Origin of the sequence: uncultured Porticoccus sp. (genome assembly GCF_963975625.1) — a bacterium.
GTDB lineage: Bacteria > Pseudomonadota > Gammaproteobacteria > Pseudomonadales > Porticoccaceae > Porticoccus.
The window spans coordinates 447773-463776 of record NZ_CAXBHS010000001.1 but is presented as its reverse complement, the minus strand read 5'-3'; the positions used below and the strand labels follow the sequence as shown (position 1 = coordinate 463776).

Here is a 16004-nt window from a genome sequence, read left to right as displayed (position 1 = left end):
AGACCTAATTTATTCAATCACCAATCGACAAGCCCTATCAGTGCTTGTGGGTGTGACAGCGATCTACCAGAATATTGGGGCCTTTCACCGGCTCGAGAATCTCTTCGCGGTGGCTCCACTGTTCTTTCAGGGCATCAACGTCTACTTCCATATCATATAGCGGCATATGGTTGGGGAAGGTGTATTCAACCTCCACCTGGGTGCCACAGGACGGACAGTAAAATTCGTAGATGTTGACCCACTCCCTGTCGGGACAGAAGGTGAAACGGTATTTTTCAGGGTCAATAATCGACGGGTGAATATCCGCAGGATCGCGGTTATAGACCAGCAAACCCTCTTTGTAGTTGCCGCGGGCTGGAGCAACCACATGGTCACAGACCCGGCACTCCCAGTTTTCCGTATCCAGGTCAATACGGAGGTATTCAGTCATCAATACTTTCATTATTTGTCCCCCTTGGTCAGGCGGATATCGCCCAGTTCAGTCACCACGAATTCCCAACCTTCGCGAACCAGACAGGTAAAGAATTCTTCCTCAAGGATAGCCGGTCCTGTGCCGTGGGCACCCGGCTGCATATTATTCACTTCATAGACAGGCACATCATTCCAACCAGCGCCGCCAGCAAACAGTGAGCGGTTTTTGGTGGATTTGGCCTGGGCTCCTTTGGAAACACCGGCATGCTTGTTATCTTCGGTTTTCAGTTTTTTGCGCACTGAAACTTCAAGCGTCACATCGTCTGCTTTTGCCATGTCCTGCGGAATGGAAATGGTGTGTCCCAGTACATAAACGGACTCAACACCGGCTTTCTCTGCCACCAGTCTGGCGACAACCTCGTATTCACCCTTGGCGTAGCCTTCGGCAAACATGTCTCGCTCACCGCGCTCAACCAGTGCAGCATAGGCTGCTTCCAGCGCCTGCTGACGATTGCCGGTCAACACCGTGGAATAGCTCTGGCCGATGTCGCAGGAACCCATGCCAAAGGCGCTGAAGACCGCAGCCATTTTGGGTACAAATACGGTGGAGATACCGCAGTCTTCGGCGATACCACAGGCATTCATCGGACCGGCTCCACCGAAGGCGAGCAGGACGGTATCACTGTCAATGTCGCCAAAAGATTTCAGTTCGCCAGCAATTTTCTGCTCGAACGCATCGCGCAACTTGAGCAGGGCTTCATCCGCGGTAATTCCCAGCGGCGCAGCAATATTTTCTGCGATTGCCGTGCGAGCCCGTTCGAGATCGAGAGCCAGACCACCGCCAAAGAACGTGGACGGATCCAGTAGACCCAACAACAGGTTTACATCCGTGATCGTGGCATTCTTGCCACCGCGACCAAAACAGGCCGGACCAGGTACTGCGCCGACACTTTCCGGCCCTACCTGGATAGCCCCGTTTTTGACGGCGAGGATGGAGCTTCCGCCGACACCCGGGCTGGCAATTGCAGACAGCCCGAAGGAGATGGGAACACCTTCAACCGTACCGCGACGCTGCTCGTGCACGCTGTGGTCAATCACATGACCGATGTCCGTAGTGGTACCACCAACATCCATGGAGAGCACATTGGACAGGTTGTATTGCTTGCTGAAGGTTTTAACGCCCTCCATACCACCGCGTGGACCGGAGCTGTAGGTTTTTACGGCAATCGTTTTTGCGACGCGCGAGGCATCACCATCATTGCGGAAAATCAGCAGGGGGTTCTTGGTGCGATACTCGCGAAGGCGGTTTTCTGCGTTGTAGAGGAAGTTTTCCATCGCCGGGTGCAGGAATGAATTGATCATTGCAGTCCAGCCGCGGCGCTCAGTGGACACATCATCGGCCAGCTCACTGGCAAACAACATGGGTACAGCACCGAGCAGGTGACGGGGGTAATTGTCAAAAGCGATCCGTTTGAATTGTGCTTCGTACTCGTCAGCCTTCTCGGACTCAAAACAAACCACAATACGGTTGGCACCCACGGAAGTGAGACGGGTGATGACCGAAGTGGTATCCGCACCTTTTGATTCATCATCCACATCGGCCAATTCAACTTCAGAAACCCTGTCGCCAATCAGGAAGTCATAGAGCTCCGGATCCTGCTCACGCAAACGGGCGGGCAACGTAGAGCCCTTGTTGATGATCAAACCGAGTCGTGGACCTTTACGTTCAACAATGGCATTGGTTCCCTGCGTGGTTGAATAGCGGATATGATCCACTTCAGCCAACAACCGGGCGACATTTTCTTCTCCGTATACTGCCTTGGAAGCAGACCGCAGACCATCAAAAAAACACTTACTCAAATCGTAAGGTGTTGTCAGAGTTTTGGTCTTGTAGAAGTTGTTTTCTGTCAGCACACAGATATCTGTGAGCGTACCGCCATTATCGATATTTATTAGCATTCCCATATCGAGTTACCTTAGTTCTTTTACTAGCCGAGAATAGTTAGGGTTATAAACTTCACCAGAATGTGACCAATAAAAATAGCCACCATCTGGAGAGCTCCATTACTTATGCAATAGACATACCAACTTATTATTGGTGAGAGCATGAATTATATCTATTTGTTTTATATTAAAAATTCATGTCTCACTTGATTGTGCAACAGACCACCTGACCTGTCCGGAAATCAATCACCTGTTTTAATTCACTATGGATTACGCCCAACAGGCTTTCTAAAAAGGAACCTGTCAGGCAACGGTGTCGACTCAACCATCGAACCCGTCAAATCAGTATAGTAACTATAGAGCGCCTTGAACAACTCTACTCGGAAACCACCCCTTCGAACCCCGGCCCCATAGTCGCTGGCCCGACATCAGGCCGAGTAATACTCAATGTAAAACTGCACGTCTCCCATTGCCGAACTGAGACTGTGCGTGAGATCGGGAGCCATGACCCCAGCAAAGCCCTTGTCGAGTAGAAAACCACGGCTGGCAGGCACGCCTGGCTCAATAACGAACTGCAACATACCCTCTTTGACCACAACCCTGGCCCATACCCCGGGCTCCGTAGAGAGGCCACCCTGCCATTCGCTCGGCATATCCGAACGCTGATACACCGGGGTGGTTTCGACCAACGTCATTCCATCGGGGATTTTAGGCATATCGCAGTCCACACACTCAACACTGTCACCAATATGTTCCTGTCGTCCCTTGCCGGTGCCAATCCAGCGGCACTCCATGTAGGGAGGATTGTGCTTCATCTGCAATTCGTGACCACATTCCAGCTCCGCCACCCACTCCTGAAAGCGGTCCAGGTGAAAACCCTCTATGACTCTCTGCATAACATCAAACCTGCGATTAACTGATACACCGTACACGCCGAATAGTTTTCAACGCCCAATACCAGTATAGGGATCACTGTGGTTTCTTGCAGGCCGCATGGAAAGTTTTGTCGACAATAATCCTGCAATCCCCCGCCCCAAACTGGCAGCACTGGAACTTGTGGCACTGCCTGTCTGGCACTACGCTATAGAGTGGTTTTCCATTGTTATTTATTTGGATATAACTCTTGTTTAGGTCGGAGGTATGAAGGGATGAAATATTTAATGATCCTTTATGTAGCTGCATCGATAGCCGTGACGGGCTGTTCACCAGGCGACGCTTCAGAATCAGAACAGGAAATATCGGCTAATGGTTTTTCTCCGTATGTCGATGAGCAGGGAAACATTAGCCGGCCAGATAATTTTCGTGAAAACTGGGTTCATCTCGGTACCTGGTTTGTGAAGGAGGATGATCATGCAAGTGGCCCCGGTGTTCACGATGTCTACGCTACACCTGAATCCGTTAAAGGATTCAAGAAAAACGGTCAATGGCCCGATGCTACAGTGTTGATAAAAGCCGTTTCCGGAATTGAGGAGAAGCAGCTATCTACAGGAAATGCACAATGGGCCGGCGATACCGGTGTCTGGTTTGTGATGGTGCGCGACCGGGAAAACCGATTTCCGGACAACAAGGCCTGGGGCGAAGGCTGGGGTTGGGCTTTATTCAAGGCAGATGCGCCCAAAAAGAATGTAACAACCACCTGGCATGGCGAAGGGTTCAATAATTGTTTTGGCTGCCATGTGCCGGTTAAAAGTACCGAATGGGTTTATATCGACGGCTATCCCACCGTGAGGGATTTCGCACGCTATCCGGAACTGGACGGCCCTTCAGAATAGCAACCCACTAGAAAACCGATAGCCAGCGAGGGCTAATAATATTCGTAGCACTGCGGCCGATTCAAACGCTCATTTGTCAGTCGCTGGCGCATTCAAAGTGAATTTATGGGTTTTACTCGACACACAGATCGAGGATGTCTGCACCTACCTGTCAGACAAAAATCACGAGATCACATCGGGGCTAAGCGAAGAAGAATTGTCACTATTTGAGACAAACGCCAAGCTAAGTTTCTACACTGTCTTCAACAGGTTTCTGCTTGCCTCCGGCATTCTCGTATTAATACTGGCATTGGCACTGTTATATTTCACTCGCCAATATGCCACACAGCAGAAGCAACAAAACCGCCCGCCCACATCAGCAGTACTTACCCGTATCTATGGAGCCATTATGAAAACCTATACCGTCCACTGCAGCTGTAACCGCATCGAATTGTCTCTATGCGGCGAGCCCAGGGCGCGGGTCATTTGCCACTGTATCGACTGCCGGGAATTGCTTGACGGCCCGTTTTATCCGGTCACCGTGTGGACTGATCAAACTGCTTCCATCACCCATGGCGAAAGCAACCTCAGCATCTACAAACACCCCAGGCTGAAAATGAAAAAGTATTTCTGCACCAACTGCGGAGAAGTGCTGTTCAACACCAACAGCGTGGACTGGCGGGCTGTTCCCCAGTGGCTGATCGCCAAGAACCACAACAACCAACTGCCCCGGGAATTAACCGCCGTGACACATGTTTTCTATGAACAGCGCATTATTGATGTCAGCGACAATCTGCCCAAGCACTTGCGCGGCTTTAGCAGCCCGCCCTTTGAAGGCTGAAGATAGCGCCGGCGCCCAAAACGGTCAAGCCGTTTTGTCGAAGGGGTATTCTCATCCATGTCTCCTGACACCCACCCATAAAAAACCCGGCATAAAGCCGGGATTTTTATGGGTGGCGGTGAGGGAGGGATTCGAACCCTCGATAGGGGATTAGCCTATACTCCCTTAGCAGGGGAGCGCCTTCAGCCACTCGGCCACCTCACCAGTTATCGTTTATCTTCTTCTGTCTATCATGTATTGGTAAGGGCGCTCCCCGGTCGCGCGTTGCTTCGGGCTTTCGCCCTCGCCCCTGCGGGGTCGACCTGTGGTCGCCCAAGTTGTTGTCACAACTTGTCAGTCGCTCGGCCACCTCACCATACTATTGAAACGACGATAAATGCCGCCTCGCAAAAGTGGCGGCATGATAACATACCAAATGGAAAATCAAAGCGGGCAAAGGTTATTGATCTTCGTCTTTTTCCTGCTGAATCCGCTGGTAAATCTCTTCCCTGTGAACGGAAACTTCTTTGGGTGCATCCACACCCAGACGCACCTGATTGCCCTTGACTCCGAGCACGGTGACACTGACATCGTCACCAATAATGAGGGTTTCCCCGACGCGACGCGTGAGAATTAACATGGTTTAGCTCCTGTATACTGCCAAATACCAACGTCTATGCTGGCTTTCCTGGTTTAACCACGCATTGTTATTGTTATTCAGCGGGCCACCTCCCTGATGGATAATGCTTCCACAGTCGGGCAGGCGGAACTATACCAACCATTCCATATTGCGGTAAATAGTCTTTTGCTCACTCCTCCCTGTCAGACTCTTCCAGCTCGAAGGCACTGTGCAGGGCACGCACAGCCAACTCGAGATATTTTTCATCGATAACGACGGTAATTTTAATTTCCGAAGTACTGATCATCTGAATGTTGATATTTTCCTGCGCCAGCGCTTCAAACATCTTGGCGGCGACACCCGCATGAGAGCGCATCCCGACGCCAACCAAAGCAAGCTTGGCAATGCTGGCATTTGTATCTACTTGAGTGGCACCCAGTTCTACAGCAATACGTTCAAGGATGTCTTTCGCTTTTGCCAGTTCATTGCGATGGACGGTAAACGTCAGGGATGCGGTATTGTCATGTGCCACATTCTGCACAATCACATCGACCTCAATATTCGCGCGACCTACTGCGCCAAGGACTTTGGAGGCGATCCCGGGCACGTCGGGTATACCGCGGATGGTCAGCTTGGCTTCATCGCGGTTAAATGCGATGCCAGAAACAACCGGTTTTTCCATATCGTCGTCGTCCTCCAGGGTAATCAATGTACCGGGGCCATCCTCAAAGCTAGATAGCACTCGCAGCGGGACTTTGTATTTTCCAGCAAACTCAACCGAACGTATCTGCAATACCTTGGACCCCTGGCTGGCCATCTCCAGCATTTCTTCAAAGGTGATTCGGTCGAGCCGTCGCGCATTGGCGACCACACGTGGATCTGTGGTGTAAACACCGTCCACATCGGTATAAATCTGGCACTCGTCTGCTTTCAGGGCTGCGGCGAGAGCCACTGCGGTTGTATCGGAACCACCGCGACCCAACGTTGTAATATTGCCATTTTCATCGACGCCCTGAAAACCGGCCACCACGACCACCCGGCCAGCCGAGAGATCCTGCTGCATACGGTGCGCGTCAATTTCCTGAATGCGAGCCTTGGAATGAGCGTCATCCGTGAGGATACGCACCTGACCACCGGTATAGGAGCGTGCATCACAACCCAGCTTATGAAGGGCGATGGTCAGCAGCGCAATGGTGACCTGCTCACCCGTGGAAACCAGAACATCCATCTCTCGCGCACTGGGTTCGGCCTCAATCTCTCTGGCCAACCGAATCAGGCGATTGGTTTCGCCACTCATGGCAGAAACCACCACCACCACGCTATCGCCGCGATTGCGGAAAGCATGGACTTTCTCGGCGACCGCCTGAATACGCTCTATGGTGCCGACCGATGTGCCACCGTATTTTTGAACAATCAGACTCATGACAACTCTACAGTTCTTGCCGCCGGAAATGGGCGGCAATTAAACACCAAATAATTGACAAAGTTAACAGATAATATGGCGTGCACGCACTCAGCCGGAAAGCTGTTGCTGCACCCACTCGGCCGCTGATTTCAGTGCCGACGGGAGCGCATGCACATCTGTACCACCACCCTGCGCCATGTCCGGACGACCACCGCCTTTTCCACCCAAATCAACGGCGACACGCTGCACCAGGTCACCCGCTTTCAGACGGCCCGTCACCTCAGGCGTCACACCGGCTACCAGGGCAACCTTCCCGTCGTTCACCGCAGCCAGCAGAATGACCGAGGTACCCAGCTTGTTCTTCAATTGATCCACGGTATCCCGCAGGGATTTCGGATCTGCACCCTTGATATCAGCCAGCAAAACCTGAACACCGTTGATCGTTATCGCCTGACCGACCAGGTCGCTGCCCGCACTACTGGCCAGCCGCCCCTTCAGCTGGGCATTTTCCTTTTCCAGCGCTTTCATGTCGGCACAGAGCGCACCCACCTTTTGGGCGGCATTCGCCGGACGGGCTTTGACGAGCTCGGCAATCTGTTCCAACTGGACTTCCAGCTCATCCAGGTAAGTCAGTGCCTGTGCGCCGGTCACGGCCTCAATACGGCGCACACCGGAGGCAATGCCGGTTTCACTGACGATCTTGAGCAAACCGATATCACCGGTGCGCAACACGTGGGTTCCACCGCAGAGCTCGACAGAAAAACCAGCCCCCATGGTCAGAACACGAACCTGATCACCGTATTTCTCACCAAACAGGGCCATCGCACCTTTCTGTCTGGCGGTCTCCATATCGCAGATTTCTGTTTGCACCAGACTGTTGATGCGAATTTCTTCGTTGACCCGCCGCTCAATGGTTTTCAGCTGTTTTGCGTCGATCGCCTCGGGATGGCTGAAATCAAACCGCAGCCGCCTGCTGTCCACCAGCGAACCTTTTTGGGTGACGTGATCGCCGAGAATTTCTCGCAGTGCAGCGTGTAACAGGTGAGTAGCAGAGTGGTTGAGCGCAGTTGCAGCGCGAACCGCGTTGTCGACCCGCGCTTCCAGTGGTTGCCCTTCAGTGATCGTGCCCGACAACAGCGTACCAATGTGCAGATAGTGGCCGCCCTGTTTCTGACAATCACGCACTTCAAATTCGACACCCTCGGCGAGCAGGTAACCGCTGTCGCCAGCCTGGCCGCCGGACTCGGCATAGAAAGGGGTCTGATCGAGCACAACAATGCCCTCCTCCCCGGCAGAAAGCTGACTGACCGGAGCCCCCTCCCTCAGCAATGCCCGAACCTCACCCTTACCAGCGAGGTTGTCGTACCCGGTAAAGGCCGTGGCGCCATCCAATGCCAGCGAATGACTGTAATCCACCTTGAAGGCACCGGCGCTGCGCGCCCGCTGGCGCTGCTGCTCCATGGCTGCTTCATAACTGGCCATATCCAGTGACAATCCGCGTTCCCGGGCAATGTCATTGGTCAGGTCCACCGGGAAACCAAACGTGTCGTACAGGGTAAAGATCAGCTCTCCCGGAATCACATCACCCTGCAAATCATTGAGGGCCGATTCGAGCAGAGCCATGCCTTTATCCAGGGTCTTCTCAAACTGACGTTCTTCTGCCAGCAAGACCTTCTCAACCTGGGCCTGGGCTCTGGCCAATTCCGGGTAGGCATCGCCCATTTCGGCGACCAGCGACGCCACCAGCTTGTGGAAAAACAGACTTGTCTGACCCAGTTTATGGCCATGACGAACGGCGCGGCGAATAATCCGTCGCAGTACGTAGCCACGCCCTTCGTTGGCCGGGAGCACACCATCCACAATCAGAAAACTGCAGGAGCGAATGTGATCAGCAATGACTCTCAACGACTTGTTTTCCAGGTCACGGGTGCCAGTCACCTCTGCAGCAGCCCTCAACAATGCCTGGAACAGATCGATGTCGTAGTTGCTGTGCACACCCTGCATCACGGCAGCAATGCGCTCCAACCCCATGCCGGTGTCGATGGAGGGTTTTGGCAAAGGCGTCTGGTGCCCGTCGGCACTGCGCTCAAACTGCATGAAAACCAGATTCCAGATTTCGATGTAGCGATCCAGATCGTCATTTTCGCTGCCGGGGGGGCCGCCGGGCACATCCGGGCCATGGTCGTAGAAAATTTCCGAACTCGGTCCACAGGGGCCGGTGTCGCCCATCTGCCAGAAGTTATCTTCGTCGAGGCGCGAGAATCGTTCAGGACTGACAGCCACCTCATTCAGCCAGATGTCCGCCGCTTCATCATCGGAGATATGCACGGTGATCCACAGGCGTTCTTGCGGCAACCCGAGCACCTCAGTGAGGAACGACCATGCAAAACGGATGGCATCGCGCTTGAAATAGTCGCCAAAGCTGAAGTTGCCCAGCATTTCAAAAAAGGTGTGGTGACGTGCGGTGTAGCCCACGTTTTCCAGGTCGTTGTGTTTGCCCCCCGCCCTGACACAGCGCTGCGACGAAGCGGCACGACTGTATGGACGCTGGTCGACGCCCAGAAAGACATCCTTGAACTGCACCATCCCGGCATTGGTAAACAGCAATGTCGGGTCATTGCCGGGTACCAGACTACTACTGGGCACAACAGTATGTCCCTGGCTGGCAAAATACTTCAGGAAAGCATCACGTATTTCAGCACTTTTCATAAACAAGCAGGTTCCATAACCCTGACTGGGGGTCGGTTAATCAATCGTGTGCGGGCAATCGTCAGAATCCGAGTTCAGCCTCGGAAAATGCTTTATTGCCAAGAATATGCAAATGGAGGTGGAACACCGTCTGACCAGCTCCTTCGCCATTGTTAATCACTACCCTGAAGGCATCACCAATACCGGCTTTGCGGGCAATCTCCCCCACCGCCAGCATGAGATGACCGAGGATTTTCTGATCCTCCGGAGAAGCATCGACCAGTCGGGGAATGGGTTTCCGTGGAATCACCAGCAGATGCGTAGGCGCCTTGGGGGCAATATCATTGATGGCGATACAAAGCTCGTCTTCATAGACGATGTCGGCAGGAATATCGCCCTTGATAATTCGGCTGAAGATGGTTTCTTCTGACATGGTTTGTTGACCTCCGGCTAGTGAGTGTCACCGAGTTTTTCGTCGGTGCTGAGTGGGCGGGCCTCACTTTCCAGCATCACCGGGATACCATCGCGAATCGGGTAGGCCAGACCGCTGGCCCGGCAGACAAGCTCGTCTTTTTCCCTGTCATATTCCAGTGATCCCTTACTCACCGGGCAGACCAGAATACTGAGTAGTTTTTTATCAATCATCACGAATCCGGAGCGTAGCGAAAGTTGCAAGGAAGAAGTTTAAGGGAAAGGCGGCCCCAAGACTACGCCTGTGGTATCGGGATTCGGTATCCGGTTACATTACTTTGCTGCGGGAAACTGGTCCAGAACCAGCGCCGGGTCGAGACGGACATCGAACCAGTTGATCCGCCAGTCCAGATGCGGGCCAGTGGCACGACCGGTCGCTCCGACACGGGCAATCGGGTCACTGGGGGTCACTTGCTGCCCCTCTTCAACCAGCAGCTCGCTGAGGTGGATGAAGGTGGAACTGATACCGTAACCGTGATCGATCAACAGGGTGCCACCGGAATAAAACATATCGCGGTGCACCAGCGTCACGACACCCGGTGCCGGGGCAAAAACCTCAGTACCAGTGGGAGCGGCGATATCCAGACCGTAGTGAGGGTTTCCCGGCGTACCGTTGTAAACCCTGCGGCTTCCATAGACGCCGGTGATAGGCCCTTCAAGGGGTTTGACAAAGCCTGTCAGAAAATCTGTTCGCTTATCGTCCACGGTTCTCGCCTCACGCACCAGGGCCGCCTCCCGTCGAATTCGCTCCAGCACCTCAGGCGGCGGTGTGACGGTCTTCTGTGGGACACCCTCCACACGCTGCTCGCGATAAACTCTCTGCGCCACAGCGTAACTGTAGGTCACCACTTCATTACCGCCCTTGGTGTGGGTGAGCTTGATTTCTGCCGGAGTATCCCGGCCAAGCCCAAATACAAACAGGCCCTGATCATCCACCCTGACAGGACGGCCCATGACCTCAATCTGCTCGCCGGGCGTCACCCGGCCGATCAGCATGCCACCCTGCACCAGCTCGCCTTGAAGCTCCAGCGAAAAGGACCCCATCGGCAGCAGACATATCAGCAGAACAAGCGGCCGACGACATAGGGACAGACATCTCAATAACATGATCGACTCGTGTTGGGTTAGCAGTAATGACAATATCAGGGATAGGGTTCGAGCGATTTAACCTTACACCGATCACCGGTTTGCAGCACTCTGATTGAGTGGGAATCCGCACAAAATTTATCATTTTGCGCCGTGTGAACGAAACCGTACTGTTCGACACCCTGGCAGTCGCCATGGAAACGCATCAGCACTTTTTTACCACCGGCCAACTCAAGTACCGCCGCGTGGGAATTCAGCACGTAAAAATAATGGACCAGCTTACTGTTCAGGCAGCCATCCACAATCCCCCAGAGGGCCAGTTCAGCATCAGTAACCATTTCCGGTTTTGCCTGCTGCCCGGTTTTCGAGGCACCATACCGGTGCCACTCTGCAGCCAGAAGTTGTTGAGGCCCGAAGGCCAGGACGACCCAGAATATGGTCCAACGCTTCCACGATTTCACTTCAACACCCCGACTAAAATGGTTCAAACCTGCCTGTTAGATTGTATCCCGGCGCCTCCGTTCCTGAGAGCATGTATTTAATTCTATGGGTGCTATGATAGCCCGTATTCACCCCGGGAGTTCAAGTAGTAGCCATGCACCTCCAGCTGCCCGACTTTTGCCCACCACCCGGTTTGCGCAATGCACACATCCAGAGCCTGCTCAGCAACGCAGGTCCCAGACAATGGCTGGTTAACAATCGGTGTCTCGCCATGAGAGCACGCAGCAAGACCTTGCTACTCAACGGCTCACACGATGGTCAGGCAGTAAAACTATTGGCAGCGTTTGATCGGGCAGATCGCGACAATAATAAACTGGCTGTGTTATTGCATGGCTGGGAGGGCAGCGGAGAGTCCACCTATATACTTTCCGCCGCCCACTATCTTTACCAACGCGGTTTCAATGTGCTGAGACTCAACCTTCGCGACCACGGTGGGAGCCTGCATCTCAACAGCGGGACGTTCAACTCCACCCTGTCCGAGGAAGTTGCCACCGCCATCATGGATTTTTTGCGTCAGCAACCCCACCATCACTGCTCCCTGGCAGGCTACTCGCTGGGCGGCAACTTTGCCCTGCGCATTGCCGCCGATGTCGGCACCGAGATACCGCTGTCGTCAGTAGTGGCCATCTGCCCACCTGTGGACCCAGCACATGCCATGGAACGCATTATGGACGGCCCGGTTTACCGCAACCATTTCTTTGACAAGTGGACCCGTTCACTGGAGAAAAAACTGCATTTTTTCCCCGAGCTGCTGGATGACAAATCACTGCCGCATTTCTCGTCACTGGTCGCCCTGAATGACTACTTTGTGCCCACCTTCACTCCCTTCAGGGATGCCAGCGAATACTTTTCGGCCTACGCACTGAGCGGCGACAGGTTGTCCAGCCTCAGCGTGCCGGCCTACCTTATCACCAGTGAGGATGATCCGATTGTGCCGGTTACCGATTTGGAAAAAATTCACCGCCCCGATGCACTCGCGTTCGTGGTGACGGCATTGGGTGGACACTGTGGTTTCGTTGAAAATTACCGGTTGGATTGCTGGATCGATCGCTGTCTGGCTGAAATTTTCAGCCATCATCCGTTTCATTATCAGTAAAGCAGGCCTGAATCTGTTCAGCACTGAACCCGCGGTACTGGAGAAAACGGCTGCGCCTGGCGCGCTCGGCAAAACTGGTGCAGGGCTGACGCCCGTATTTCTTATGCATCACCTGAACGGCCAGTTCAAACCAGTCTTCATCGCAAACGGCAATCGTCTGCTCGGCCAGGGACGTATCGACCCCGCGCTGCTGTAGTGCCTGACGAATCCGATAGGGCCCCTGCCCACGGTGAATAAGCGCGCAAACATAGGACTCAGCAAAACGCTGGTCAGATTGCAGGTTGTCCCGCGTCAGCCCCGCCAACACCGGCTCTACCAGCGGGGCGTGCTCGGGAAACTTCTCCACCAGCTTGGCCTGCAATTCATGGGCGGAGTGCTCACGACGGGCCAGCAGATCCATGGCCCGGTGGCGAATCAAACGCTGCGGGTCCAATTCGTCGGGTTTCTTCAAGGCGACCGCTCCTCCGGCGGCAGCGCAACCGGCGGCTCGACATCCGGAACGGTCCGGGTGACGGGCTTCTCGACCATGCCCAGCCATTCACCAATCTTGCGAAAAATCTTTTTAATCAGTCGCCATAACTTCGGCAACAACCAGATCACCAGTGCAATAAACAGCACCATCAGACAGAGAAACAATACCGGGTGATTAAACATTGTCCACAGTCCTCCCAACACCAGCAGGTCTTCACTGATGGATGCGGTCCAGTTGCTGACGGGTTCAGGAGACGTATTGATCACCGCCCGGGTGGAGGCCTTGGTGAGATGGCTGGCACCGGCCAGAGTACCCCCCATCAACCCCGCCGCAATTTCCAGCGCCGGCGTGACATCGCCGACCGCCCCCGCGGCCAGCATGGCCCCGGCGGGTATGCGGATGAAGGTATGCAGGGTATCCCAGCCGGTATCTACCCCCGGCACTTTGTCCGCGATAAATTCAATCACATACATGACGCCGGCGGCCATAATCACCATAGGACTCTGCACCACAGCCAACTCTGCGGGCAACTGGATATTGCCGGTGGCCCCCGCTATCCCCAATACCAGCACCAGCGCATACAAATTGATACCGCTGGCCCAGCCAACCCCTGCTGTCAGGGCAATCACGCTGATCAGCTCCTGATAACTATCCATTGATCTACTCCTGCCGGACGAATCCGGTGGTTGACTATTTCATTGTTAAAAGCACTGCCCAGTCGACCCAACGGTCAACGCCGAAATGGTATTAACAACAGGGACCACAACCCCTCATCCTTTGTCTGATCCACACCAATCGGCATGGCCGGTTCGCGAACCTTGTCCGACCGACTGGCAAACAGGCGATCCCAGAAGCTGAATATAGCCCCATAATTACTGTCCGTGTCGCGCTGGTCAATATGGTGGTGCACCCAATGAATAGAGGGCGTCACGATCACCAACGAGAGCCACTTTTCCAGATTCGCGGGCAGCCGGATATTGGAATGGTGAAAACCCGCCATTGCCAGCACCAGGGATTCAAAAAGAATTACCGAGAGCAACGGGAACCCGACCAACAGAATAACGGTACCACGCACCAGTGCCGACAATACCACCTCACCGAAATGAAACCGCACAGCTGAGGTCACGTCCAGCCACTGATCGAGGTGATGAACCCGATGGAAACGCCATAACAGAGGTAAGCGATGATTGGCGCGGTGCCACCAGTAAATCCACAGATCCAGCAACAGGATATCCAATGCAATGCCCCAGCCATCCCCCGGCCAAACAGTTCGCCAATCCGCCGCGCTCTGGTTCACGGCAAACAGCGTAATAGGCAGGACGATCAGCGGCGATAGGGCACTGTTACAGAGCCACAGCGAGAGATTTTTACCGAGCCGACGGGGAGTAGCGATGACGTCGGGCCGTTGCGCAGCGGGCCATTTTCGTTCAGAGACAAACAGAAGCAGCAGAAACCCCAGCACCAGAATACTTTTATAGAAAACCAGCTCTGATATATCCATCAATTGTTTTACCGTCCCATCGGGGGGAACCTTTCCGGAGAGTCGCGAGCGCGCCCCTCACCATCAAACTGATATTGAATCAGGAAATCCAGATGGCCACAAAAAAACCGCATCAGGTTCCGGATGCGGTTTTTTTACCTCCTGCGACCAGCTGTTCACAGCGGTCAGTTTTGAATCTCTTCCGTTTCTGCAGGATCCGCTGGCAGCTCCTGTTTTGGAGGTTTGGCCGGGGCCATTAACTGCTGACGGATTTTCTGTTCAACCTCAGCGGCAATTTCCGGATTTTCCTTCAAATACTCGCAGGCATTCGCTTTTCCCTGTCCAATTTTGGTGCCGTTATAGGCATACCAGGCACCCGCCTTGTCAATCAGGCCACACTTGACCCCCAGATCAACCACTTCACCCAGATGGTTGATGCCCTCACCGTATAAAATCTGGAATTCACACTGCTTGAACGGAGGAGATACCTTGTTTTTAACCACCTTCACGCGGGTTTCATTACCCACCACTTCTTCGCCTTCCTTGACGGCACCGATACGCCGAATATCCAGTCGCACCGAGGAGTAAAATTTAAGGGCATTCCCGCCCGTGGTGGTTTCCGGATTGCCAAACATCACCCCGATCTTCATTCTGATCTGGTTAATAAAGATCACCAGACAGTTGGCTTGCTTGATATTGCTGGTCAGCTTGCGCAGTGCCTGGGACATCAAACGGGCCTGCAAGCCCACATGGTGATCGCCCATTTCACCTTCGATTTCTGCACGGGGCGTCAGGGCCGCCACCGAATCCACCACCAGCACATCAATGGCTCCTGAACGCACCAGCATATCGGTGACCTCCAGAGCCTGTTCGCCGGTATCCGGCTGGGAGACAATCAGGTCATCCACATTGACACCCAGTTTTTCAGCGTAGTCTGGATCCAGCGCATGTTCCGCATCCACAAAAGCACAGGTGCCGCCTTTCTTTTGCGCCTCGGCAATCACCTGAAGCGTCAACGTGGTTTTACCGGAGGATTCCGGTCCATAAATTTCCACCACACGACCCTTCGGCAGACCACCAATGCCCAATGCGATATCCAGACCCAGCGACCCGGTTGAGATAGATGGCATGACCACATGTTCCCGGTCGCCCATCCGCATGACAGTTCCCTTGCCAAATTGCCGCTCGATCTGACCGAGCGCCGCCTGCAGCGCTTTTTCCTTGTTTGGATCCATGAAAGGTCTCCTTTGCTATCTTCTG

17 protein-coding genes and 1 tRNA gene are annotated in these 16004 nt (G+C 53.9%); 3 read left to right on the top strand and 15 right to left on the bottom strand.

All coding sequences use genetic code 11. The features are described from left to right. Window positions 1-37 precede the first annotated feature (37 nt). The 3 genes from AACZ64_RS02190 to AACZ64_RS02180 all read right to left on the bottom strand — a co-directional run bounded on the left by AACZ64_RS02190 (window position 38) and on the right by AACZ64_RS02180 (window position 3251). Window positions 38-442 (bottom strand): acetone carboxylase subunit gamma, encoded by a 405-nt coding sequence (locus tag AACZ64_RS02190; RefSeq protein ID WP_339639645.1) that lies wholly within the window; start codon window positions 440-442, stop codon window positions 38-40. Then, the gene (locus AACZ64_RS02185; protein ID WP_293613745.1) at window positions 442-2376 is read right to left on the bottom strand and encodes a hydantoinase/oxoprolinase family protein; all 1935 of its coding nucleotides are present in this window, start codon (window positions 2374-2376) and stop codon (window positions 442-444) included. The genes AACZ64_RS02190 and AACZ64_RS02185 overlap by 1 nt, the downstream gene beginning before the upstream one ends. A 407-nt stretch (window positions 2377-2783) precedes the next feature. Next, window positions 2784-3251, bottom strand: a complete 468-nt coding sequence (locus AACZ64_RS02180; protein WP_293613744.1) for a DUF3565 domain-containing protein — start codon at window positions 3249-3251, stop codon at window positions 2784-2786. Between the two features lie 252 nt (window positions 3252-3503). Here AACZ64_RS02180 and AACZ64_RS02175 point away from each other — a divergent pair, with 252 nt between their 5' ends. Together AACZ64_RS02175 and AACZ64_RS02170 are read left to right on the top strand one after the other, a co-directional pair. Beyond that, a complete protein-coding gene (locus tag AACZ64_RS02175; protein ID WP_272981001.1) occupies window positions 3504-4127 on the top strand; it encodes a cytochrome P460 family protein in 624 nt (207 codons plus the stop codon). A 97-nt stretch (window positions 4128-4224) separates the two neighbouring features. Then, window positions 4225-4947: a GFA family protein gene (locus AACZ64_RS02170; RefSeq protein ID WP_293613743.1), complete on the top strand. Its 723-nt coding sequence runs from the start codon at window positions 4225-4227 to the stop codon at window positions 4945-4947. Window positions 4948-5060: 113 nt separating this feature from the next. Here AACZ64_RS02170 and AACZ64_RS02165 read toward each other — a convergent pair. The 8 genes from AACZ64_RS02165 to AACZ64_RS02130 all read right to left on the bottom strand — a co-directional run bounded on the left by AACZ64_RS02165 (window position 5061) and on the right by AACZ64_RS02130 (window position 11656). After that, window positions 5061-5151, bottom strand: a tRNA-Ser gene (locus AACZ64_RS02165). A gap of 235 nt (window positions 5152-5386) precedes the next feature. Continuing rightward, on the bottom strand, window positions 5387-5566 hold the full coding sequence (gene csrA, locus AACZ64_RS02160) for a carbon storage regulator CsrA (protein WP_036860863.1): 180 nt from the start codon (window positions 5564-5566) through the stop codon (window positions 5387-5389). Window positions 5567-5735: 169 nt separating this feature from the next. Then, complete coding sequence (locus tag AACZ64_RS02155) at window positions 5736-6968, bottom strand: aspartate kinase (protein ID WP_293613742.1); 1233 nt, start codon at window positions 6966-6968, stop codon at window positions 5736-5738. A gap of 90 nt (window positions 6969-7058) precedes the next feature. After that, the gene (gene alaS, locus AACZ64_RS02150) at window positions 7059-9659 is read right to left on the bottom strand and encodes an alanine--tRNA ligase (protein ID WP_339639643.1); all 2601 of its coding nucleotides are present in this window, start codon (window positions 9657-9659) and stop codon (window positions 7059-7061) included. Window positions 9660-9720: 61 nt separating this feature from the next. Further along, complete coding sequence (locus AACZ64_RS02145; protein ID WP_293613740.1) at window positions 9721-10071, bottom strand: histidine triad nucleotide-binding protein; 351 nt, start codon at window positions 10069-10071, stop codon at window positions 9721-9723. A gap of 17 nt (window positions 10072-10088) precedes the next feature. Next, the gene (locus AACZ64_RS02140) at window positions 10089-10283 is read right to left on the bottom strand and encodes a Trm112 family protein (RefSeq protein ID WP_036860872.1); all 195 of its coding nucleotides are present in this window, start codon (window positions 10281-10283) and stop codon (window positions 10089-10091) included. A 99-nt stretch (window positions 10284-10382) separates the two neighbouring features. Beyond that, on the bottom strand, window positions 10383-11216 hold the full coding sequence (locus tag AACZ64_RS02135; RefSeq protein ID WP_339639642.1) for a M23 family metallopeptidase: 834 nt from the start codon (window positions 11214-11216) through the stop codon (window positions 10383-10385). Window positions 11217-11251: 35 nt separating this feature from the next. Then, window positions 11252-11656 (bottom strand): hypothetical protein, encoded by a 405-nt coding sequence (locus tag AACZ64_RS02130; protein ID WP_339639641.1) that lies wholly within the window; start codon window positions 11654-11656, stop codon window positions 11252-11254. Window positions 11657-11790: 134 nt separating this feature from the next. Between AACZ64_RS02130 and AACZ64_RS02125 the strand changes: the two genes are divergently transcribed. Then, on the top strand, window positions 11791-12792 hold the full coding sequence (locus tag AACZ64_RS02125) for an alpha/beta fold hydrolase (RefSeq protein WP_036860876.1): 1002 nt from the start codon (window positions 11791-11793) through the stop codon (window positions 12790-12792). Here AACZ64_RS02125 and AACZ64_RS02120 read toward each other — a convergent pair. The 4 genes from AACZ64_RS02120 to recA form a co-directional block, all read right to left on the bottom strand. Next, window positions 12764-13243, bottom strand: a complete 480-nt coding sequence (locus AACZ64_RS02120; RefSeq protein ID WP_272993301.1) for a regulatory protein RecX — start codon at window positions 13241-13243, stop codon at window positions 12764-12766. The two genes, AACZ64_RS02125 and AACZ64_RS02120, sit on opposite strands and share 29 nt — an antisense overlap. Continuing rightward, a complete protein-coding gene (locus AACZ64_RS02115; protein ID WP_293613737.1) occupies window positions 13240-13920 on the bottom strand; it encodes a DUF4126 domain-containing protein in 681 nt (226 codons plus the stop codon). The genes AACZ64_RS02120 and AACZ64_RS02115 overlap by 4 nt, the downstream gene beginning before the upstream one ends. A 74-nt stretch (window positions 13921-13994) precedes the next feature. Further along, the gene (locus tag AACZ64_RS02110) at window positions 13995-14765 is read right to left on the bottom strand and encodes a sterol desaturase family protein (RefSeq protein WP_293613736.1); all 771 of its coding nucleotides are present in this window, start codon (window positions 14763-14765) and stop codon (window positions 13995-13997) included. A gap of 164 nt (window positions 14766-14929) precedes the next feature. Continuing rightward, entirely contained in the window at window positions 14930-15979 is a 1050-nt protein-coding gene (recA, locus tag AACZ64_RS02105; RefSeq protein ID WP_293613735.1) for a recombinase RecA, read from the bottom strand. Window positions 15980-16004 lie beyond the last annotated feature (25 nt).